The organism is Methylobacterium endophyticum (genome assembly GCF_050591105.1).
Lineage (GTDB): Bacteria > Pseudomonadota > Alphaproteobacteria > Rhizobiales > Beijerinckiaceae > Methylobacterium.
In genome coordinates this window covers 1-21,131 of the sequence record NZ_JBNHES010000020.1, presented here as the reverse complement: position 1 = coordinate 21,131, position 21,131 = coordinate 1, and the positions used below count along the sequence as shown (strand labels likewise).

General features: G+C 70.7%; 17 protein-coding genes and 1 pseudogene. 8 read left to right on the top strand and 10 right to left on the bottom strand.

The genetic code is table 11. From position 1 onward, the window contains the following. The first annotated feature begins 373 nt into the window (after positions 1 to 373). Positions 374 to 1,537: an adenosyl-hopene transferase HpnH gene (gene hpnH, locus ACP56T_RS18855; protein WP_430913707.1), complete on the top strand. Its 1,164-nt coding sequence runs from the start codon at positions 374 to 376 to the stop codon at positions 1,535 to 1,537. 71 nt (positions 1,538 to 1,608) lie between these two features. On the opposite strand, the gene ACP56T_RS18850 is transcribed toward hpnH, so the two are convergent. The 7 genes from ACP56T_RS18850 to dxs all read right to left on the bottom strand — a co-directional run bounded on the left by ACP56T_RS18850 (position 1,609) and on the right by dxs (position 10,698). Beyond that, on the bottom strand, positions 1,609 to 2,310 hold the full coding sequence (locus tag ACP56T_RS18850; RefSeq protein WP_430913706.1) for a phosphorylase: 702 nt from the start codon (positions 2,308 to 2,310) through the stop codon (positions 1,609 to 1,611). Positions 2,311 to 2,444: 134 nt separating this feature from the next. After that, positions 2,445 to 4,445 carry a squalene--hopene cyclase gene (shc, locus tag ACP56T_RS18845; protein WP_430913705.1) on the bottom strand — a complete coding sequence of 667 codons (2,001 nt, stop codon included), beginning with the start codon at positions 4,443 to 4,445 and terminating at the stop codon, positions 2,445 to 2,447. Between the two features lie 86 nt (positions 4,446 to 4,531). Then, the gene (gene hpnE, locus ACP56T_RS18840; protein WP_430913704.1) at positions 4,532 to 5,791 is read right to left on the bottom strand and encodes a hydroxysqualene dehydroxylase HpnE; all 1,260 of its coding nucleotides are present in this window, start codon (positions 5,789 to 5,791) and stop codon (positions 4,532 to 4,534) included. Then, the gene (gene hpnD, locus ACP56T_RS18835) at positions 5,791 to 6,645 is read right to left on the bottom strand and encodes a presqualene diphosphate synthase HpnD (protein ID WP_430913703.1); all 855 of its coding nucleotides are present in this window, start codon (positions 6,643 to 6,645) and stop codon (positions 5,791 to 5,793) included. Before hpnD ends, hpnE begins: the two co-directional genes overlap by 1 nt. Next, positions 6,642 to 7,535, bottom strand: coding sequence for a squalene synthase HpnC (hpnC, locus tag ACP56T_RS18830; protein WP_430913702.1), 894 nt, complete (start codon positions 7,533 to 7,535; stop codon positions 6,642 to 6,644). The genes hpnD and hpnC overlap by 4 nt, the downstream gene beginning before the upstream one ends. After that, positions 7,532 to 8,587, bottom strand: coding sequence for a hopanoid-associated sugar epimerase (hpnA, locus tag ACP56T_RS18825; protein ID WP_430913701.1), 1,056 nt, complete (start codon positions 8,585 to 8,587; stop codon positions 7,532 to 7,534). The genes hpnC and hpnA overlap by 4 nt, the downstream gene beginning before the upstream one ends. A 125-nt stretch (positions 8,588 to 8,712) precedes the next feature. Beyond that, positions 8,713 to 10,698 (bottom strand): 1-deoxy-D-xylulose-5-phosphate synthase, encoded by a 1,986-nt coding sequence (gene dxs, locus ACP56T_RS18820; RefSeq protein WP_430913700.1) that lies wholly within the window; start codon positions 10,696 to 10,698, stop codon positions 8,713 to 8,715. Positions 10,699 to 10,903: 205 nt separating this feature from the next. Here dxs and ACP56T_RS18815 point away from each other — a divergent pair, with 205 nt between their 5' ends. The 4 genes from ACP56T_RS18815 (at position 10,904) to ettA (ending at position 14,183) form a co-directional block, all read left to right on the top strand. Next, positions 10,904 to 11,170, top strand: coding sequence for a hypothetical protein (locus ACP56T_RS18815; RefSeq protein ID WP_430913699.1), 267 nt, complete (start codon positions 10,904 to 10,906; stop codon positions 11,168 to 11,170). Then, positions 11,167 to 12,039, top strand: coding sequence for a DNA/RNA non-specific endonuclease (locus tag ACP56T_RS18810; RefSeq protein WP_430913749.1), 873 nt, complete (start codon positions 11,167 to 11,169; stop codon positions 12,037 to 12,039). Before ACP56T_RS18815 ends, ACP56T_RS18810 begins: the two co-directional genes overlap by 4 nt. A gap of 9 nt (positions 12,040 to 12,048) precedes the next feature. After that, positions 12,049 to 12,321, top strand: coding sequence for a hypothetical protein (locus tag ACP56T_RS18805; RefSeq protein WP_430913698.1), 273 nt, complete (start codon positions 12,049 to 12,051; stop codon positions 12,319 to 12,321). Between the two features lie 209 nt (positions 12,322 to 12,530). Continuing rightward, positions 12,531 to 14,183: an energy-dependent translational throttle protein EttA gene (gene ettA, locus ACP56T_RS18800; protein WP_430913697.1), complete on the top strand. Its 1,653-nt coding sequence runs from the start codon at positions 12,531 to 12,533 to the stop codon at positions 14,181 to 14,183. Between the two features lie 156 nt (positions 14,184 to 14,339). Here ettA and ACP56T_RS18795 read toward each other — a convergent pair whose 3' ends face one another. Genes ACP56T_RS18795 through ACP56T_RS18785 form a run of 3 tightly spaced genes read right to left on the bottom strand, consistent with a single transcriptional unit; the run spans position 14,340 to position 17,333 of the window. Continuing rightward, positions 14,340 to 15,197, bottom strand: a complete 858-nt coding sequence (locus ACP56T_RS18795) for a formyltransferase family protein (protein WP_430913696.1) — start codon at positions 15,195 to 15,197, stop codon at positions 14,340 to 14,342. 1 nt (position 15,198) lies between these two features. Further along, a complete protein-coding gene (locus ACP56T_RS18790; protein ID WP_430913695.1) occupies positions 15,199 to 15,966 on the bottom strand; it encodes an SDR family NAD(P)-dependent oxidoreductase in 768 nt (255 codons plus the stop codon). Positions 15,967 to 16,025: 59 nt separating this feature from the next. Beyond that, positions 16,026 to 17,333, bottom strand: coding sequence for a capsule biosynthesis protein (locus tag ACP56T_RS18785; RefSeq protein ID WP_430913694.1), 1,308 nt, complete (start codon positions 17,331 to 17,333; stop codon positions 16,026 to 16,028). Between the two features lie 278 nt (positions 17,334 to 17,611). Between ACP56T_RS18785 and ACP56T_RS18780 the strand changes: the two genes are divergently transcribed. The 3 genes and pseudogenes from ACP56T_RS18780 to ACP56T_RS18770 form a co-directional block, all read left to right on the top strand. After that, a complete protein-coding gene (locus tag ACP56T_RS18780; protein ID WP_430913693.1) occupies positions 17,612 to 19,243 on the top strand; it encodes a capsular polysaccharide export protein, LipB/KpsS family in 1,632 nt (543 codons plus the stop codon). 12 nt (positions 19,244 to 19,255) lie between these two features. Further along, on the top strand, positions 19,256 to 20,767 hold the full coding sequence (locus tag ACP56T_RS18775) for an LTA synthase family protein (RefSeq protein WP_430913692.1): 1,512 nt from the start codon (positions 19,256 to 19,258) through the stop codon (positions 20,765 to 20,767). Positions 20,768 to 20,934: 167 nt separating this feature from the next. Beyond that, positions 20,935 to 21,131, top strand: a pseudogene (locus ACP56T_RS18770) (polysaccharide biosynthesis/export family protein); the annotation flags it as partial.

Below are 21,131 nucleotides of genomic sequence, written 5' to 3'. Positions count from 1 at the left end.
AAGGGCGGCGGTCAGGAATGCAACGCGGGGCCGGAGAGCGGCGGCGGCGCGGGGCGATGTGCGCTTTCGCACTGCGGCAAGGTTATCCGGCCGGGCGTTCCGTGCTTTGGTCCGGGCCGAACATGGGTTCATCCTCCTCTCGGGCAGCCTAGGACGGCGTGCCGCCGGAGAGGACTGCAATCTTGCGATTGCGCTGGGTCGGTCCAGGCGGCGGAAGCGGCCTGTGACATGCTTGCGTCTGTCGCCGAAAGACGGAACGCAATCGGGCCGAACAGGCGGTTTCGAGAGCTGTTCCAATCTACATCACTGGAAGTCGAGCGCTTTTCACGTTAAGCAGCCCGGCTGATCGTGGCCAAGAACAAGGAGTCGCGTCTTGGGTATTCCCCTCCGGTACGTCGCGAAGATCGGCGGCTACATCCTCAAGCAGCACCTCACGGGGCGGAAACGATACCCGCTCGTGATGATGATGGAGCCCCTGTTCCGCTGCAACCTGGCCTGCGCCGGCTGCGGCAAGATCGACTATCCGGACGAGATCCTGAACAAGCGCCTGCCGGTCGCCGACGCGCTCGAATCGGTGCGCGAGTGCGGCGCACCCGTGGTCGTGATCGCCGGCGGCGAGCCGCTCCTCCACAAGGATCTGCCTCAGATCGTCGAGGGCATCATCGCGCAGAAGAAGTTCGCGATCGTGTGCACGAACGCGCTGCTCCTCGAGAAGAAGATCAAGGAGTATAAGCCGAGCCCGTACTTCACCTGGTCGATCCATCTCGACGGCGACAAGGAGATGCACGACCAGTCGGTGTGCCAGCGCGGCGTCTACGACAAGGCGGTGGCGGCGATCGCGAAGGCCAAGGAGATGGGCTTCCGCGTCACCATCAACTGCACCTTCTTCAACAATTCCTCCGCCGACAAGATCGCCGACTTCTTCGACAGCGTGACGAAGATGGGCATCGACGGCATCACCGTCTCGCCCGGCTACGCCTACGAGCGCGCGCCCGACCAGCAGCACTTCCTCAACCGCAAGGCCACGAAGGACCTGTTCCGGGGCGTCTTCCGGCACGGCAAGGAGAAGGGCCGCGAGAAGTGGACCTTCCAGCAGTCGGGTCTGTTCCTCGACTTCCTGGCCGGCAACCAGACCTACCACTGCACGCCCTGGGGCAACCCGACCCGAACAGTGTTCGGCTGGCAGAAGCCCTGCTACCTCCTCGGCGAGGGCTACGCCGCGACCTTCAAGGAGCTGATGGAGGAGACCGACTGGGACGCCTACGGCACCGGCAACTACGAGAAGTGCGCCGACTGCATGGTCCATTCGGGCTACGAGGCCTCCTCGGTGGTCGATTCCGTGAGGAAGCCCTGGAAGCCCCTCGTCCATGCCATCCGCGGCATCAAGACGGACGGTGAGATGGCCCCCGAGGTGAGCCTGGAGAACCAGCGCCCGGCCGAGTTCGTGTTCTCGCGCAACGTCGCCCAGAAGCTGTCCGAGATCAAAGCCTCCGGCGTCGACACCAAGCGCGAGGCCCGCAGCCGCACCGCCGCCTGATCCTTTTCAGGCCGGCAACGATGTGAGCCCCGTGCCGCGACGAGCGGCGCGGGGCTTTTTCGTGTCCGCTTTCAGCGCGGCGGGATGCCGAGGCCGGGGCCGAGCGTCTCGCAGCACCGTGCCAACGCGGCGAAGGCCGCCGACGAATCGCGGGCGAGCCGCACCAGTTCGCCGATCCTCGCCTGCCCGCGCGCGAGTGCCGCGAGGACGGCGAGGATGTCCGGCTCGCCATTGGGCTTGAGCGCCGTCGCCGCGAAGGCCGGGAGCGCGCGCTCGGCGGGATCGCAGACCACGCGGAGCGCCGCGAAGGGCAGGCCGTGGCGCTCGGCGAAATCGGCGGCGACATGCGATTCCATGTCGACGGCCGCCGCGCCGGCGGCGGCGCGCAACGCCGCCTTGGCCTCGCGGCTCATCACTGCCGCGTCGACCCCGGCGAGGTCGGCGCGGATCACCCGCAAGGCCGGCGCCGCGGCGAGCCGGGATGCCAGGGCCGCTGCCGACGCGGGATCGGCCTCGTAGCGCCGCTCGCCCGCTAAGATGCCGGAAGCGATCACCACGTCGCCGGGGGCGAGGCCCGGATCGAGCCCTCCCGCGATGCCGATGCTCAGGACGGCGCGGCAGCCGGAGGCGTCCCGCCCGGCGAGGAGGGCGCGCAGCCGGTCCGGATTGCCGCCGGCTCCCACCGCAACGATGCCGGGGCGCGACGCCAAGCGGGCTTCCTTGGCCATCCCCGTGACGGCGAGGACGACCGGCGCGGTGGCGGGGGGGCTCATGGCGGGGCGTTCCGGTGTCGCATGGGCCCGCTCATATCAGGCGCCGACGGCGGCCGATGTGCCGGCCGCGCCACGAAAAAGGCCCGCCGGCACGGAGCCTGCGGGCCTGATCCCGGCGCGAAGTCCGAACAAAGTCACATCCCGTGGGCGACCGCGCGGCTGTTGCTGCGCTTGAGGTTGCGATAGCGCGCCATCGCCCAGAGCGGGAAGAACTTCGGGTAGCCGTGGTAGCGCAGGTAGAACACCCGCGGGAACCCGGTCGCCGTGTAGCGCTCCTCGTTCCAGAAGCCGTCCGCCCCTTGCGTGCGGCTCAGGTAGTTGATGCCGCGCGTGACGGCCGGATTGTCGTTCTCCCCCACCGCCATCAGCGCGAGGAGCGCCCAAGCCGTCTGCGAGGCGGTGCTGTAGCCGGCCTCGAAGGCGGGGTTAATCTTGTAGCTCGACGCGTCCTCGCCCCAGCCGCCGTCCGGGTTCTGGATGCTGGCGAGCCAGGCCACGGACTTGCGGATCTCGGGCGAGGCGTGGTCGACGCCCGCCGCGTTGAGCGCGCACAGCACCGACCAGGTGCCGTAGATGAAGTTCATCCCCCAGCGCCCGTACCAGCTTCCGTCCGCCTCCTGCTCCTTGAGCAGGTAGTCGACGCCGCGATCGAGCGCCTTCGAGCTCTCGCGGGTCTCGCCGAGCTGGGACAGCATCGAGACCACCCGCGCCGTCACGTCGGCGGTGGGCGGGTCGAGCAGCGCCCCGTGGTCCGAGAACGGGATGTGGTTGAGATACATGTGGTTGTTGTCGGCGTCGAAGGCCGCCCAGCCGCCGTCCTTCGACTGGAGTCCCTCGACCCACTCGCGGGCCCGCGCGATGGCCGCCTTGTAGTCGGGCATGCCGGCGACGAGCCCGTGCTGCTTCATGGCCCGGTCCATGGCCATCACCACCACGGCGGTGTCGTCGAGATCGGGATAATGCGCGTTGGCGTATTGGAAGGCCCAGCCGCCGGGACGCACGTTCGGCTTGGCGGCCGCCCAGTCGCCCTTGATGTCGAGCACCTGCCGGGGCTTCAACCAGTCGAGCCCGGCGCGCGCCTTGCGCTCGGCATCGGGGCCGCCGGCCTCCAGCAGCGCGTGGCCGGCGAGCGCCGTGTCCCAAACCGGCGAGACGCAGGGCTGCACATAGGCCTCGTGCTCCTTGACGACCACGAGCTTCTCGATGGCCTCGCAGGCGATCCGCACCTGCGGATGATCCGGGCCGTAGCCCATCACCTCGTACATCAGCACGGAGTTGACCATCGCCGGAAAGATCGCGCCGAGCCCGTCCTCGCCGTTCAGGCGCTCGCTGACCCAGGCGCGGGCCTTCTCCATGGCGCGCCGCCGGGGCGCCTTCGGGAAACGGTCCTCGACCTTGCGCAGCACGCGGTCGACGGAGCCGAAGATCGGCGTCCACGGCCAGGTCGCGTGCGGGCTGCCGGGCCAGTCGGCGACATGCTCCGGCGGCTTCACGAAGAGCTCCTGGATGCCGATGCCGCGCGGGTTGCGCGCCCGCGGCTTGGTCGCCTGAAGGACGAAGAGCGGCACCATCACGCAGCGCGCCCAATAGGAGACCTTGTCGAGGTGGAACGGGAACCACTTCGGCAGCAGCATCACCTCGACGGGCATCACCGGAACGGCGCGCCACGGCACCTCGCCGTAGAGGGCGAGCAGGAAGCGGGTGAACACGTTCGCGGACGCCGCTCCTCCGCGCGAAAGGATGGCCTCGCGGGCGCGGCGCATGTGGGGCGCCTCGATGTCGTCGCCGATCATCTTGAGGGCGAAATACGCCTTCACGCTGGCGCTGATGTCGAAGGGGCCGTCATGGACGAGGGCCCAGCCGCCATGCTGCCTGCTCTGCGTGCGGCGCAGGTAGTTGCCGATCTTGGCTTCCAGCCCGTCGCGGGGCGCGGTGGCGCGGAACTGATGGAAGAGGATGTACTCGGAGGGGATCGTGGCGTCCGCTTCCAGCTCGAAGCAGATATGGCCGTCGGCCTGCGCCAGCGCGCCCAGGGCCCGTGTGGCGCTCGCCACGCCGCGCTCGACCTCGTCGAGGGAGATCTCCTGGGTCTTGGGGCGCTGAAGCGCCTCGATCTTCTTTACAGCCTCTCGCATCGGTCCTTTCCTTCACGGGCCCCCGTCGCCGGGAGCCGTGATGCCTCAAGCGGCGCCGCGTCCCAGTGCGCGCCCGCACCCCGGCGTCATCGCCGTAGAGCGCGCGCGGCGGTGTCGCCGGATCGAATGGCCCCCTCGATGGTCGAGGGCAGGCCGTTCGCGGTCCAGTCGCCCGCCAGGACGAGGTTGTCGTAGGCCGTTGCGGCGCGGGAGCGTCGCGCGGCCTCGGCGGGCGTCGCCGCGAAGGTGGCCCGCTTTTCCTTGACGATCTGCCAGCTTGGCGGTTCCGGTGCAAGATCGTGCAACGCAGCAATTTCCGCCCAGATCCGGTGCGCGAGCTCCTCGCGCGGGGTCTCGAGCAGCCTGTCGGCGCCGCTGATGGTGACGGAGAAGCGGTCGGGATAGGCGAAGAGCCACTCCGTCAGGCCGTTCACCACGCCGAGAACGAGCGGGCTTCCCGCCGGCGGACGCCGCGCGAAATGGGCGTTGACGATGGAGCGGAACTCCTGGGGCGCCGCGACGCCCGGCAGGATCTCGGCCGCGACCCAGGGCGGCAGAGCCAGCACGACCGAATCGCCCTGCGCCAGGAGGATGGGCTCGTCGGTGAAGTCCAGGCGCTCGACGCGAGTGCCAGCGAGCCCCAGCCCGCGCAGGCGCCGCCCGAACCGGACCTCGACGCCTTGCCGCGCCAGGAAGGCGAGGGCGGGGTCCACGAAGGCGGTCGACAGGCCGTCCGCCGCCACCAGCGGCCGGCAGGCCCGGCCGCCCGCGCCCAGCGATTCGCGCAGGATGGTAGCGGCGAGCCCGACATCGCTTTCGCGCGGATCGGTGTTGAGGGCCGCGAGCAGCACCGGCCGCCAGAGCCGCTCGTAGAGCGTGCCCTCGCAGTCCATGGCCTCGCCGATGGTGCCGCCTTCGCCGTCGCGCTTGCCCGAGGCCGCGCGCAGGATGCCGAGCGGCGCGAGATAGTCCCGCGCGCGGGTGCCGGGCACGCGTCGCTTCGGATCAAGCACCCACCAGGGCAGGCGGCCGGCATTGGGCCGCAGGCGCCAGCTTTCGCCGGTGGCGAGATCGGCGAAATCGAACGCCGCTTCCTCGGGCCCGGTCAACGCGTCGTCCGGTGCGCCGACGGTCTTGAGGAAGGCGAGCGCGGAGGCGTTGCCCGACAGGAGCAGGTGGTTGCCGTTGTCGATGGTCAGCCCGAGGGTCGGGTCGAAATAGGATCGGCAGCGCCCGCCCGCCTGCTTGGCCGCCTCGTGGACGACGACCCGGCGGCCGCCTCCGCTGAGGCCCACGGCGGCGCTAAGCCCCGCGAGCCCGGCCCCCACCACATGGATCGTCGCCATCAGACGATCCCGTGGCGCAGGGCGACAGCGATGAGCGAGAGCTTGCCCGGCCTCACGCGCGGGCGGGGCGCCTGCCAGCCGCGCTTCAGCAGGGCGTCGAGATAGAGCCGGTAGGCCGCCGCCATCAGCCGCGCCGCCTTGGTGGCCTTGCGCGGCGAGCGGGCGATGATCTCCCAGGTCGCGCGGTAATGCGCGTCGGCTTCCGCCGCCACGGCGGCGCAGACCTCGCCGATGCGCGGATGGCGCATGGCCGCCTCGGGCGTCGGATGCGTCAGGCCGACGAGGGCGAGCTTCTCGCGCGGCAGGTAGAGGCGGCCGCGCTCGGCGTCCTCGTCGATGTCGCGCAGGATGTTGGTGAGCTGGAGGGCCCGGCCCTGATGATGGGCGAGGCAGATCCCGTCCGCCTCCGGCATGCCGAAGATGCGCACCGACAGCCGTCCCACGGCGCTCGCGACCCGGTCGCAATAGAGGTCGAGGGTGGCCTCGTCCGGCGCCACGATGTCCTCCAGCGCGTCCATGGCCATGCCGTCTATGACCGCGTGGAAATCCTCGCGCTTCAGGCCATACTTGGTGATGGGCTCCACGAGGTCGCGCACCCGCGCCGCGACGCGGCCCTCGTAGAGCGCGTCGATATCGGCGCTCCAGCGGGCGAGTTCGGCCGAGCGGACCTCGCGGGCGCCGCCGTCGTCGGCGACGTCGTCCACGGCCCGGCAGAAGGCGTAGACGGCATACATCGCCTCGCGGCGCTCCTTCGGCAGCAGCCGCATGGCCGTGTAGAAGGACGAGCCCGCCGCCGGCAGGGCGGAGGCTTCCGCTGTCGTCTCGGGGGAGACGGGATTGGCGGTGGCGCTCAACGCTGCGCTCCCTGCGCGGCGCGCACGCGGCCACGGAACGGACGGCGCGCCAGGGTGCCGATGACGCCGCCGAGCGCTGTCATGGCGAAGGCGGCCTTGCCGTGATGGACCTTCTCGCTCAACGGATCGCGCTCCAAGAGGCCGCGCGTCAGCACCACGGCGAGCCGGTGGATGGCGGCGATCTCCATCGACAGGCGCAGGTCGTCGATGAGATGCGGCAGCACGGCGCCCTCGTCGAGGAGGGCCAGGGTGCGCTCGGCGAGATCGCGGATCACGGCGCGCAGCTGCGGCGAGGCCCTGTCGGCGCCGATCATGGCGACGGTGGCGCCGTGGCGGTCGAGCGCGTCCTGCGGGATGTAGACCCGGTCGAGCCCGCGAAAGTCCTTCCCGCAATCCTGGAGGTGGTTGAGGACCTGCAACGCCGCGCAGATGGCGTCCGACGCCGCCCAGACGCGGGCTGGATCCTCGCCATGCACGTCGAGCACGTAGCGGCCCACCGGCATCGCGGAGTAGCGGCAATAGTGGATCAGCTCGTCCCAGTCGGCGTAGCGGTTCTTGCGCGCGTCCATGCGGAAGGCGTCGAGGAGTTCGAGCGCGTGCAGCGGCGGCAGGCCGCGCGCGGCGAGTTCCCGCTTCAGCGGCTCGGCCTCGGGGTCGGAGGGCCCCTGGCCGGTGAGCGCATCGGCGAGCGCGTCGAGCATGGCGATCTTGCGCTCGGGGCTGAGGCCCGCATGGTCGGCGATGTCGTCGCCGGCGCGCACGAAATTGTAGAAGGCCAGGATCGCGCCGCGATGCTTCGGATGGATCAGGTGCGAGGCGACGGGGAAGTTCTCGTCGCGATGGCCCTTGCCCGAGCGGGTCTCGGAGGCGGTGGCGAGCGCGCTGCTCACTTGAGATACCCCGCTTCGCGGAACCAGGAAATCGCGTCGGAGAGCCCCTCGCGATAGGGCCGCGCCGAATAGCCGAGCTCCGCCCGTGCCTTGGCGTCGGAGAAGAACATCCGGTAGCGCGACATGCGGATGCCGTCGATGGTGGCGAAGGGCGCCTTGCCGGTGATGCGCGCCATCTGCTCCGAGACGAAGGCGATGGGGTAGACCACCGCGCGCGGCAGGTTCACCGTCGGGGCTTTTCGGCCGACCATGCCGGCGATGTCGGCGAGCATCTGGGAGAGCAGCACGTTCTCGCCGCCGAGGATGTATTTCTCGCCGATGCGGCCCTTGCGCAGCGCCAGCAGATGCCCGTTCGCCACATCGTCCACATGGGCGAGGTTGAGCCCCGTGTCGACGAAGGCCGGCATCCGGCCCATGGCCGCTTCCTGGATGATGCGGCCGGTGGGCGTCGGCTTGACGTCGCGCGGGCCGATGGGGGTCGACGGATTGACGATGACGGCCGGCAGGCCGTCGCGGGCCACCATCTCCTCGACCACGCGCTCGGCCACGACCTTGCTGCGCTTGTAGGCGCCGATGGCGGTCTCGGGCGTCAGCGGCCGGGTCTCGTCGGCGGGGGTGCCGTCGTCATGCGGTTTGATGGTGGCGACGCTCGACGTGTAGACGATCCGCTCGACGCCGGCCTTCAGCGCGGCCTCCATGAGGATGCGGGTGCCGTCGCGGTTGGTGCGGACGATCTCCTCCATGTCCGGCGCCCAGAGCCGGTAATCGGCGGCGGCGTGGACGAGGTAGCGCTGCCCCCGCATGGCGGCGGCCACGGCGACGGGATCGCGCATGTCGCCCTCGGCGATCTCGACGTCGTTCCAGGTGAGATTGCGGCGCGGGCTCGTCTTGCGCACCAGGATGCGCACCGGGAAACCGGCCGCGCGGAAGACGTCGACCAGGGCCGGGCCGAGGAACCCGCTCGCCCCCGTGATCAGCACGGGGCCGGGATCGAACGGGCCGGCATCGGGGAGGCCGAGATCGGAGGGGCCGGTCGGGGTCGCCTCAGGCATCACGCTCGAATCGTCATGAGGATCGGGGCGCGCGCATCGCCCATGCCGGACGCCCGCGGGCGCGCCGCGCGCTTTCTGTCATCGAAACGGGCGGCGGACAAGGTTTCGGGCGGAGCGGGCCCGGATCAGGCGAGGCGCAGGCGCCCGGCCCGGCCGTCCTTTTTCTCGGGGATCGTATTGCTGACGATTTCGACGATTCCGTCGGCGTCGAGCTTCGCGTCGGCGTACATTTTGTCGGGGGTGTCGTGGTCCTGGTAGCGGTCGGGGAGCGTCATGGTGCGGACCCGGACGCGGCCGGCATCGAGGGCGCCCTTCTCGGCGAGCAGATGCAGCACCATCGCCCCGAAGCCGCCCACCGAGCCCTCCTCCAGCGTCACCAGCACGTCGTGCGTGGCGGCGAGATCGAGGATCAGCGCCTCGTCGAGCGGCTTGGCGAAGCGCGCGTCCGCCACGGTGACGGCGACGCCCGCCTCCTCCAGCCTGTCGGCGGCCTTGAGCGCCTCGGCGAGGCGCGTGCCAAGGGACAGCAGCGCCACCCGCGCGCCGCCCTTGGTCTCCCCTGCGCGGCGCACGATCCGGCCCTTGCCGATCTCGAGCACCTCGCCCTTCTCCGGCAGGTCGACCCCGACGCCCTCGCCGCGCGGATAGCGCAGCGCGCTCGGGCCGCCGTCATGCGCGTGCAGCGTCGCCACCATGTGCACCAGCTCGGCCTCGTCGGAGGCCGCCATCACCGTCATGTTCGGCAGGCAGCACAGATAGGCGAGGTCGAAGGCGCCCGCATGCGTCGCCCCGTCCGCGCCGACGAGCCCCGCCCGGTCCATGCAGAAGCGCACGGGCAGGTTCTGCAAGGCCACGTCGTGCACCACCTGGTCGTAGGCCCGTTGCAGGAAGGTCGAGTAGATCGCCACGAACGGCTTGTAGCCCTCCGTCGCCAGCCCGCCGGCAAACGTCACCGCGTGCTGCTCGGCGATGCCGACGTCGAAGGTCTTGTCGGGATGCGCCTTGCCGAACAGGTCGATGCCGGTGCCGCCGGGCATGGCGGCGGTGATCGCCACCACCTTGTCGTCGGCATCCGCCGCCTTGATCAGGCTCTCGCCGAACACCCGCGTATAGGCCGGCGCATTGGGCTTGGCCTTGGCCTGCACCCCCGAGAGCACGTCGAACTTGACGACGCCGTGATAGCGGTCGGCGCTGGCCTCGGCCGGGCCGTAGCCCTTGCCCTTGCGCGTGACGACGTGGAGCAGGATCGGGCCCTGGTCGGAATCGCGCACGTTCTTGAGCACGGGCAGCAGGTGGTCGAGATTGTGCCCGTCGACGGGGCCGACATAGTAGAAGCCCATCTCCTCGAACATGGTGCCGCCGCCCCCCGTGATCAGGTTGCGGGCGTATTCCTCGGCGCGCGCGGCGCGCTCGTAGATCGCCTTGGGCAGGAGCTTGCCGAGCTGCTTGGCCGTCTCGCGCAAGCCCCGATAGGCGCCCCCCGAGGCGAGCCGCGCCAGATAGGCCGACATCGCCCCCACCGGCGGGGCGATAGACATGTCGTTGTCGTTGAGCACCACGATGAGGCGCGAATGCATGGCGCCGGCGTTGTTCAACGCCTCGTAGGCCATGCCCGCCGACATCGAGCCGTCGCCGATCACGGCCACCACGTTCTTGCGCTTGGGGGCCTCGGCGCCCTTGGCCTTGGCGGCGGCCGCGTCGAGATCGCGCGCCACCGCCATGCCGAGCCCGGCCGAGATCGAGGTCGAGGAATGGGCCGCGCCGAACGGGTCGTAGACGCTCTCGCTCCGCTTGGTGAAGCCCGACAGCCCGCCCCCCTGGCGGAGCGTGCGGATGCGGTCGCGCCGCCCGGTGAGGATCTTGTGCGGATAGGCCTGGTGGCCGACGTCCCAGACGATGCGGTCGTCGGGGGTGTCGAAGACGTGGTGCAGCGCCACCGTCAGCTCCACCACCCCGAGCCCCGAGCCCAGATGCCCTCCCGTCACCGACACCGCGTCGATCATCTCCGACCGAACCGCGTCCGCAACAGCCTGCAACTCAGACTCCGGCAACAACCGAAGCGACGACGGGTCAGACAAACCGTCTAGAAGGGAAGGAGGATTCTGCGACACTACACGGACCCGTTGGCTGGCGTTCCCGGCGGCAGGCGGGCCGGCCGCTTGCGCGGAGGCGGGCCGTCTGCGCCATGGTGTCGTCGCAATCCGGCAGGCGTCTCCTGCAAGGGTCGCCACGACCATTGAGCCTCAGGTACGAGGCTCAGGCCCGCGGATCAATATTATGCGCCTGGTTTTTTCCCCGACGTGCCGGGACTGCAACATGTTACCGGTCTGGAATCGCGTCGTTCGACGGTGTTTTCTGGTTCTGGCATCGGCGTTGATCTGTGGCGAGACGCAGGCCGCGCCGCTCTTCGATCCCGGCACCATCACGATTCCGTGCGAATTCTCGCATGACTGCCGCCCGCGAACGATTCCCGGCCCTCCCGACCGTCAGGTCGCGCCGTTCCAGGGCACCCTCGGCCGCCCCTGCGGCTGGCGCTGGCGTCCGACGCCGTCGGGCACCCGGAAGGTGCGCGTGTGCTCCTGAGCCTTCGGGCGGGTGCCGTGCTCGCCTTCCTGCTCGTCGGGGGGCCGGGGTGGGCGGGAGAGACCTGTCCGGCTTTCTTTGCCGGAGGCGCGGCGCCGGTCCTGCGCAACCCGAAGCTCGCCGCACGCACGGTCCCGCTCTGCTTCGATGCCTTCGCCGTGCTGCATTCGGGCACCGCGCGCGCGCCGCTCTACGCGGCCGAGCGCCTGACGCGGGCGGGGGTCGAGGCGGCGCGCCGGGTCGACCGCGTCGATTCGTTCCACGAGGAGGAGCGGCTCGCGCCCGAGGCGCGGGCCGAGCTCTCCGACTACGTCCGCAGCGGCTACGACCGGGGCCACATGGCGCCCGCCGGCGACATGCCCACCGACCGGGCGCAGGCGCAGTCCTTCAGCCTCGCCAACATCGTCCCGCAGGACCGCACCCTGAACCGCTTCCTGTGGTCGTCCATCGAGGAGAGCGTTCGGCGCATGGCCCTGCGGCGCGGCGAGATCTTCGTGGTGACGGGGCCGATCTTTTCCGGCGGCTCGGTGGAGGCGCTGAAAGGCCGCGTCCTGGTGCCGGGCGAGATCTACAAGGCGGTCTACGATCCGGCGCGCGGGGAGGCCGGCGCCTATGTGGCGGCGAACCGGGACGATGCCGAGTGGCGCGCGCTCTCCCTCGACGAACTGCGCGAGCGCTCCGGGATCGAGGTGTTTCCCTCGGCGCCCCCGGCCGTGAAGGCCAGGGCTATGGCGCTGCCGGAGCCGCATGCCTTCTCGCGCGGCGGCCCGGAGCGCCGTCCCGCCGAATCCTGGCTGGACTGGCTGCTCGCCGAGCTCGGCCGCGCCCTGCGAAAGGCGCTGCGCGACATCCTCCGCTCGATCTTCTAGGCTGGCGCGATGAGCAGACCGGCCGAGCCTCCCCGCTTCTCGCCCTTCGCCGACGACGCGGCGGCGCGGACCATCGGCGGCCTCACCATCGAGAACGGGACCGAGGGCATCGCGATCCACGGCTCCCTCGACATCCCCCGCGACAGGACCGGGCTGGAGCGCGCCCGCGGCCTCAAGGCGGCCCTCGACGCCATCGTGGAGGCGCTGGAAGGCGCGGCGTTTCCCGCCGAGACGGCGCAAGCGGACGAGCCGCCGGTGCGCGTGAAAAACCCCTTCGCCTGAGGGGCGCCCCTCGCGCGATCCTTGCCGGGCGCGGGCCACCCTGATACTCGGGCGCGATCATCACAAGCGGGTTACGGTCGCGCGCGGTTCGGGTCTTGCTCGGGCAGCGACGCGCGGAGGCGGGCGACGAGCCCGCGATGCGGCCGATCCTCCCGACGCGAACCGGCAGCCGGCCTTCGAGGGCCGCGCCGCACCCAAGGACACCGACGATGGCGCGCGAATTCATCTACCACATGCGGGGTCTGAACAAGACCTATGTCGGCGGCAAGAAGGTTCTCGAGAACGTCAACCTGTCGTTCTACCCGGACGCCAAGATCGGCGTCCTGGGCATCAACGGCTCGGGTAAGTCGACGCTGCTGAAGATCATGGCCGGCATCGACAAGGACTATACCGGCGACGGATTCGTCGCTCAAGGAGCGCGCGTCGGCTACTTGCCGCAGGAGCCGCAGCTCGATCCGAACAAGTCCGTGCGCGAGAACGTCATGGAGGGCGTGGCCGAGAAGCAGGCGCTGCTCGAGCGCTACAACGAGCTCGCCATGAACTACTCGGAGGAGACCGCCGACGAGATGACGCGGCTCCAGGACGAGATCGAGGCCAAGAACCTCTGGGAACTCGATTCCAAGGTCGACCAGGCCATGGAGGCGCTCGGCTGCCCGAGCGACGAGCAGCCGGTGGCCACGCTCTCGGGCGGCGAGCGCCGCCGCATCGCGCTCTGCCGTCTGCTGCTCTGGGAGCCGGAGCTGCTGCTGCTCGACGAGCCCACCAACCATCTCGACGCCGAGACGGTGAACTGGCTGGAGGGCCACCTCAAGACCTATCCGGGCGCGATCCTGATCGTGACCCACGACCGCTACTTTCTCGACAACGTCACCGGCTGGATCCTCGAGCTCGATCGCGGCAAGGGCATCCCCTACGAGGGCAACTACTCGGCCTGGCTGGTGCAGAAGCAGAAGCGCCTCGAGCAGGAGGGCCGCGAGGACATGGCCCGCCAGCGCTCCATCGCCCGCGAGCAGGAGTGGATCTCGGCCTCGCCCAAGGCCCGGCAGTCGAAGTCGAAGGCCCGCATCACCCGCTACGAGGAACTGGTCGCCAAGCAGAACAACAAGGTCGATGCTGCGGCCCAGATCGTCATCCCCATCGACGAGCGGCTCGGCAACAACGTCATCGAGTTCGACCATCTCAACAAGGCCTTCGGCGACCGCCTGCTGATCGAGGATCTGTCGTTCAAGCTGCCGCCGGGCGGCATCGTCGGCGTGATCGGCCCGAACGGCGCCGGCAAGACCACGCTTTTCAAGATGATCACCGGCTCCGAGAAGCCCGACGGCGGCTCCATCGCGGTGGGCGAGACGGTGAAGCTCGGCTATGTCGACCAGTCGCGCGACGCGCTCGACCCGAACGCCACCGTCTGGCAGGAGGTCTCGGGCGGCAACGACATCATCTATTTCAACAAGCGCGAGATCAATTCGCGCGCCTATTGCGCGGCCTTCGCCTTCAAGGGCGGCGACCAGCAGAAGAAGGTCGGCACGCTCTCGGGCGGTGAGCGCAACCGCGTGCATCTCGCCCGCACCCTCAAGGGCGGCGCCAACGTCCTCCTCCTCGACGAGCCGACCAACGACCTCGACATGGAGACGCTGCGCGCGCTGGAAGACGCGCTGGAGGATTACGCCGGCTGCGCCGTCATCATCAGCCACGATCGCTGGTTCCTGAACCGCATCGCGACCCACATCCTCGCCTTCGAGGGCGACAGCCATGTGGAGTGGTTCGAGGGCAACTTCTCGGATTACGAGGCCGACAAGAAGCGCCGCCTCGGACTCGACTCGATCATCCCGAAGAAGATCAAGTACAAGAAGTTCTCGCGTTGACCGGATTTCCCTCTCCCCGCCGGGCGGGGAGAGGGTGGCCCTCGCGTCAGCGAGGGTCGGGAGAGGGGAACGCCCTCTCCGGCACCGTCGCTTCCCCTCATCCGACCCGCTTCGCGGGCCACCTTCTCCCGCAAGGGGGAGAAGGATGATCGCGCGTTACCCGCGTGCGCTCAGCGACACCGCGTCCCTGAGATCGCCCATGTCGGTCAGCTTGAGGCCGCGGCGGCGGAGGTCCTTCAGCAGGGCGCGATCCGGGAACGGGCAATAGGGCAGGGTGGGGACGAGGCGCCCCTCCGGCACCACGCCGTCGCGGGCGACGGCACCGAGCACCCCCTCCAGCAGCACCCGCCCGCGCTCGTGCAGCAGCACCGAGGCGCGGGATGCCGTGACGTCGGCCGGTAGAGGCGTCGCCTCCTGTGCCAGGATCGCGCCCGCATCGATGGCGACGGCCAGCCTGTGGACCGTGACGCCGAAGGCGTCCGGCCCCTCGGCGAGGGCATGGATGGTCGGCACCGGGCCGCGATGGCGCGGCAGCAGGCCGGGATGCACGTTGATCCCGCCGAGCCGCACGGCGGCCAGCGTCTCGCCTGAAAGAATCTGGTCGCAGTGGAAGGTGACGATCAGGTCGGCGCCGTGCTGCCCGAGCGCGGCGCGCACCTCCGGCCCGTTCACGTCGTCCATCGCGAGGCTCGGGATGCCGAGCCGGGCGCAGAGGGGCGCGAGCGGCGTCGCCTCGGGCGCGTCGCCGCTGCCGGCGAGCCGCTGGGTCAGCGGCGCCATCGGTCGCAGCAGGTCCGGCAGGCCGAAATTCACCGCGAGATAGGGCAGGAAGCCCGCGCCGGAGCGGGCGATGTGCTTCCTGACCTGCCCGACGAGCCCGCCGCTGGAAGGCCGCTCGGCGTTCGAAAGGCCGACGAAGGCGATCTCGGCGGCATGATCGGCGACGAAGCGCCGGACCGCCCGCGCGTTGGGCAGCGCTTCGAGCACCAGGAGTGCGATGCGGGGCCGTGCCATCTCAGCGCCGCTTGCGGATCTGGAAGCGGAAGCCGTGCATGCTGAGCCGTCGAAGCCATTCCGGCAGCAGCGAGGCCCCACGCGCCAGGTGGAACATGATCCACGGGAAGGCGACCACGCCCTCGTCGCGCGCCAATCCGCGAGCAATCCGCTCGGCGGCTTGGTCGGCGCTCATCTCCAGCGGGCGCCAGCCCTTATAGTCGCCGCCCATGGGCGTCTTGACGTAGCCCGGCGTCACCACGTTGACCTTCACGCCGCGCGCGCGGACCTTCTCGCGCAGCGCCAGCCCGTGGAGGAGCAGCGCCGCCTTGGCCCCGCTATAGGCCGGCGCGTCGGGCAGCGGCGCATAGGCCGCGAGCGAGGACATCAGCGCGATCTGGCCCCGTCCGCGCGCGAGCATCAGGGTGAGGCAAGGCAGCGCGACGTTCATGGCGCCGACGAGGTTGATGTCGATGGTCTCGAACCCCGTCTCCTCGGTCTCGACATCGCCGGTCGGATGGCCGCCGTTGACGGCCGCGTTGACGATGACGAGGTCGAGGGGATGCCGGGCATCGGTCTCGGCGAGCAGGGCCCGCGTGGCGGCGCGGTCGCGCACGTCGAGCCGCGCGGTCTCGACCGTGGCGCCGAGCGCCCGGCATTCGGCCGCCACCGCCTCCAGCCGCGCGGGCTCGCGGGCGACGAGGACGAGGGTGCCGCCGGCACGCGCGTAGAGGCGGGCGAGGGAGGCGCCGATGCCGCTCGACGCGCCCGTGATCAGGACGACGGGCATCGGTATCGCGGAAAGAGGATGGACATCCGCCCGCTGCTAGCCCGGCGGCGGGGCCGCGATCAATAGACCGGGGCGAGGCGCCCGTTGCCCTCGCCGTCCTCGCGCAGGGCGCGGGCGGCGGCGAGCAGCGCGTCGGGCAGGCTCGCCTCGATGCGCGGCACCGTACCTGCGACGGCCCGCTCGATCGCCTCGCGCGCGAAGAAGCCGCCGTTCACCTGGGTCCGATGCAGCACCACCCGGCGGAAATCCGCCATCAGCCCCATGTCGGGCGCGGTCGGATCGGTCCAGAACGTATCGAGGCCGCCCTGATGGGTGAGGCCCGGCATATTGTAGATCGCCGTGCCGGTGGCGAGCGTCGGGCAGCCGAGCTCCAGCGAGAGCATGCCGACCGTGCTGTTGACGATGACGACGCCGCGCGCGCCCGCGATCAGGCTCGGCAGGTCCCCGCCGTCGATGAAGTCGAGCCGCTCGCTGACGCCGTGGCGGCGGGCCGAGGCACGGGCGAACTTGCGCCAGTTGATGAGGCCGCTGTCGAGGGGGTGCAGCTTCACCAGAAGGCGCGTCGGCGCGCTCGAGGTCTCGGCGAAGGACTTGATCACCCGGTCCATGAAGCCCTCGACCCCGAGGAAGGGCGAGTGGACGCGGATCTGGTAGTCGCTGTCGAGCTGGAGCGGCAGCAGGAAGTAGTCGGCGCCGACGGCGTTGTAGATCTCGTTGCAGCGCTGCGCCTCGCGCTTCGTGCGCCCGCGCCGGCTGAACTTCTTGATCCAGCCCGCGTATTCGGCCGCGATATGCGTCGGCCGGTGGCTGCGGAAATGCGGGTAGAGATAGGGAAAGCCGATATTGGCGACGTTGTAGGCCACGTCCCAGACGCTGCGCCGGGCCATGTCGCCGGTGGAGGGCATGGCGCGGCCGGGCTGGGGCAGGCGGCGGGCGAGGTCCCGCACCGCTTCCGCCGTCTTCGGCAGCGAGGAGTGGCCGTTCACGCCGCCGAGTTCGCAGGTGATCCAGTTCGGCCGGATATAGCCTTCCTCGAAGACGTGGACGCGCAGGCCCCGCTCCTCGGCCACCTGCCGGCCGGCCATGTGGAAGGGGCGGCAGTCCCCGAACAGGATGATGTCGGTGATGCCGTGGCGCTCGACATAGGCGTCGAGATAGCTCTGCCAGCCGTCGCGGGTGCCGCGGTAGTTGTCCGAGGGCAGGCGCCAAAAAAGCCAGTCGCCGGGGCAGAAATTGATCCGCCGCACGGAATGTCCGCGCGCCTTGAGGGCACGGCCGAGATCGGAAAAGAAAGGGGATGCCAGTCCCTGGAGGAACAGGAAGGCGGCGGGCCGGTCCTGGGTGAAGGCGGGGCGTGTCTCAAGCATTCCTGAGGCGCTTTTCCTTAACCGGGTTTTGAAGCCCGGCCCTACGGTCCGGTCCAACGGGTCGCATGGAAGAGGACAATGCGGCAATCTGGCGCTTTGAGGGCGGCGGGCGTTTTTCCCACCGCGTGACCTTTGCGCCACCATCGCGGCGAGAGACTCGACCATGCCAGGCTAGGGACCAATCGCGGCAACCCTGTGTCGGTCCACCTCTGCCACTGGCGGTGGTCATAGAGCGTTACGAAGTTGGGTTAATGCAGCGGCCTGCCGCCGGACGGACCATGCGACCGAACCTCCCCCCGTCGCTGTTCGCGACCAGCCGGACCATCCTGAACCTGCGCGCCGAGATCGCGGGAGCGACGGGCCTGTCCTTCGTCGCGCCGCTGAGCCGGGGCGCGGGCGCCGCCGTCTGGCGCAGGGGCACGGGCGCGCGGCTTCTGCCGCTCTCCGGCCGGCCGGTGGTGCTGGTGGAGCCGGGCCCGCTGCTCTCGCCCTACGATACCCCCGAGACCGGGCTCGCCAGCCTGAGGCTCGCCATCGGCGGCCGGCCCATCGGCGGCCATGCGCTGGGCGCCGACCTGATCTCCCTCCTGCGGGCGCATCGCCTCGCCCATGTCGTCGCCGATGAGGATGCCGCGCCGATCCTGCCCGAGGAGCAGCCCTCCGACGCGGCGCTCCTGGCCCGGACCTACGGCGCCGGGGTCCATTATTTCGATCCCTGGACGCGTCGGCCCATCGACTTCCGGGACTGCGTCGAGCGGGTCGCGTGGCTGCGCGACCGCTTCGCCGGGAACGACCGGCGGGTGGTCTATGTCGGCATGTCGCGCTGGAAGCGGCCGGCGATGGACGTCTTCGGCGCCGGCCCGTGGGGGCGGCCGATCCACACCATGAAGGCCGAGGACGCCGTCGAACAGGGCCGCCGCCACGGCGGGCAGGTGCTGGCCTGGGCGACGCGCGCGCCGCAGCAGCTCGAACGGCTCTGCGCGGAGGCCGGCCTGCCGCTGGCGCGGGTGGAGGACGGGTTCATCCGCTCCGTCGGGCTCGGTGCCAGCCTCCAGCCCGGCGCCTCCATCGTGGTGGACGATCTCGGCATCTACTACGATCCGCGCCGCGAGAGCCGGCTGGCGCGTCTCCTCGCCGAGGCGCAGTTCCCGGCCGAACTCGTCGCGCGTGGCAAGGCGCTGCGCGAATCGATCGTGGCGCGGCGCCTCAGCAAGTACAATGTCGGGCTCGCGGGCTCGGGCGCGGACTGGCCGGCGGGGCGCCGCATCGTGCTCGTGCCGGGGCAGGTGGAGGACGACGCCTCCGTCCTCCACGGCTCGCCGCATGTGCGCTCGAACCGGGCGCTGCTCGAAGCGGCGCGCGCCCGCAACCCGGACGCCTTCCTGCTGTTCAAACCGCATCCCGACGTCGAGGCGGGCTTTCGGGTGGGCGCCATCCCGGAGGCGGAGGCCCTGCGGCTCGCCGACCGGATCGTCTCCGGCATCAGCATCGTCGACCTGCTCGACCGGGTGCACCATGTCGAGACCATGACCTCGCTTGCCGGGTTCGAGGCGCTGATCCGGGGGCTCACCGTCGCGGTCCACGGCCGGCCCTTCTACGCGGGCTGGGGGCTCACGGAGGATCTCGCGCCGGGGGCCGACCGGGGCCGCAGGCTGGCCCTCGACGAGCTCGCGGCGGCCGCGCTCATCCTCTATCCGCGCTATCTCGACCCGGTGGCGATGAAGCCCTGCACGCCCGAGCACCTGCTCGACCGGCTGAGCGAGGCGCGCGACCTCGCCCCCGCCTCCGCGCTCTCCATCGGGCGGGCGAGGCAACTGTTCATGCGCGCGCGCTACGCGGTGGTGAACCCGATCCTGCGGCGTCTGCGGGCGCGGCGCGGGGTGGCCCGCGGCCCCTCCGACAAACGCTGACGGCCGCCCGCGATGACCTTTCTCATGGCCATGGGCCTCGCGCTCGCCCTCTCCCTCGGCATCGAGGCCGCCGAGGGAGGGCGGGAGCGCCCGGCCCGGCTCGCGCCCGGCGATCTCGCGCTGCGGCTCGGCGCCTATGCCCTCGTCATGCTGTTCTGGTTCGCGTTTTCCTGGCGGCCGTGGCTGGCGGCGGTGTCCCTCGTCCTCACCGTCGCCGCGCTCTGCGTGGTCAGCCGCCTCAAGCGCGGGGTGATCGGCGAGCCCCTGGTCTTCAGCGATTTCGCCCTGCTGCCGCAGGTGCCCCGCCATCCCGATCTCTACTACACCAAGCCGCTGAGCCACCCGACCATCGCCGGGCCGCTCGCCGGTTTCCTCGCCGTGGTGGCGCTCTGGTACTGGATCGAGCCGACCGCGCTGCCGCGCTCCGTGTCCGGCTCGGCTCTGGCGATCCTCGGCCTGCCGCTGGCGCTCGCCGGTCTCGCCTTCGCCGCCGGGCGGCCGCCCCTGTCCGATGGGTTGGCCCGCCGGTTTCCGGCGCCCGATCTCGAAGCCGACATCGCCCGGTTCGGGCTGCCGGCGACGATCCTCGCCTATGCGCTGCGCTGGCGGCGGACGAGGTCTGATGCTGCGCTTTCGGCAACCGGCTTGCCGCAGGCGGCCGCCGACGATCTCGGGCTCGCGGGGGCGGGCCTTGTCGTCGTGGTCCAGCTCGAATCCTTCGTCGATCCCGAGCGGCTCGGCGGTCCGCCCCTGGCGGCGATGGAGCTGATCCGCAGCCGCGCCGCGCAATACGGGCGCCTGCGCGTGCCCGCGCACGGGGCCTACACCATGCGCACCGAGCACGCCGTGCTGACGGGGCGCGACGCGGAAAGCCTCGGCTTCGGCGTCTTCGATCCCTATCTCAGCGCCGGCGGCCGGGAGCCGGAGAGCCTCGCGCGCCGGGCCCTCGCGGCCGGCTACGACACGGCCTTCGTCCATCCCTTCCATCGCGACTTCTTCGACCGGGCGCGGGTGGTCACGGAGATCGGATTCCATCGCCTCGTGATGGAGGAGGATTTCGCCGGCGCCGAGCGGATCGGGCCCTATGTCGGCGACGTGGCGCTCGGGCGGCGCATCCTCGCCGAGGCGGAGGGGCGGACGGGGCCGCTCTTCCTGTTCTCGGTGACGATGGAGAATCATGGGCCGTGGAAGCCGGGGCGGCTCCCCGGCATCGACGACCCGCTGGCGCAGTATCTCCACCATGTCGTCCATACGGGGCGGATGGTCGAGGATCTCGTGGCGGGCCTGTCGGGGTCCGATGCGGTGCTCTGCGTCTACGGCGACCACGCGCCCGCCCTGCCGAACTGCCGCCCCGGTTTCGGCGGGACCGCGACGGAGTACGCGATCTTCCGCTTCGGCCGCCCGGCCGCCGCCCCGCGCCGCGTCGACCTCGCGGCCGACGCGCTGGGGCGTGCCCTTCGCGCCACGCTCGACCCCGGAGCGGAGGGCCGGCCGGGCCCAAGCGTGGCGGTGCCACGGTCGTGACGCATTGCGCCGCGACAAGTCGCGCCGACGCCGTGCCGTCTCTTTTAGCGGCCGTTAAACCGATCGCAGTGATCGACCCTTAAGCTTATCGCCGGACGCGGGCCTCCACGGGGCGCGCGGCCTGTACCCGAAACGGCGGCCGTCGACAGCCGCCCGGAGGACGTGTGATGGTGCGTATGGCGGCGCCTGTGGCGCTGATGGCCTGCCTCGTGTCGGGCTGCTCGATTCTTCCTGCGTCGGGCCCGACGGCGGGAGCGGTTGCGGATGGGGCGGATGTGGCCACCGCCGAGGGCGTTTTCGCGCGCTACGAGCTCGTGGACATCACGCCGGCCGTGGTCGAGGCCCTGCGCACGCGCCCCCTCGA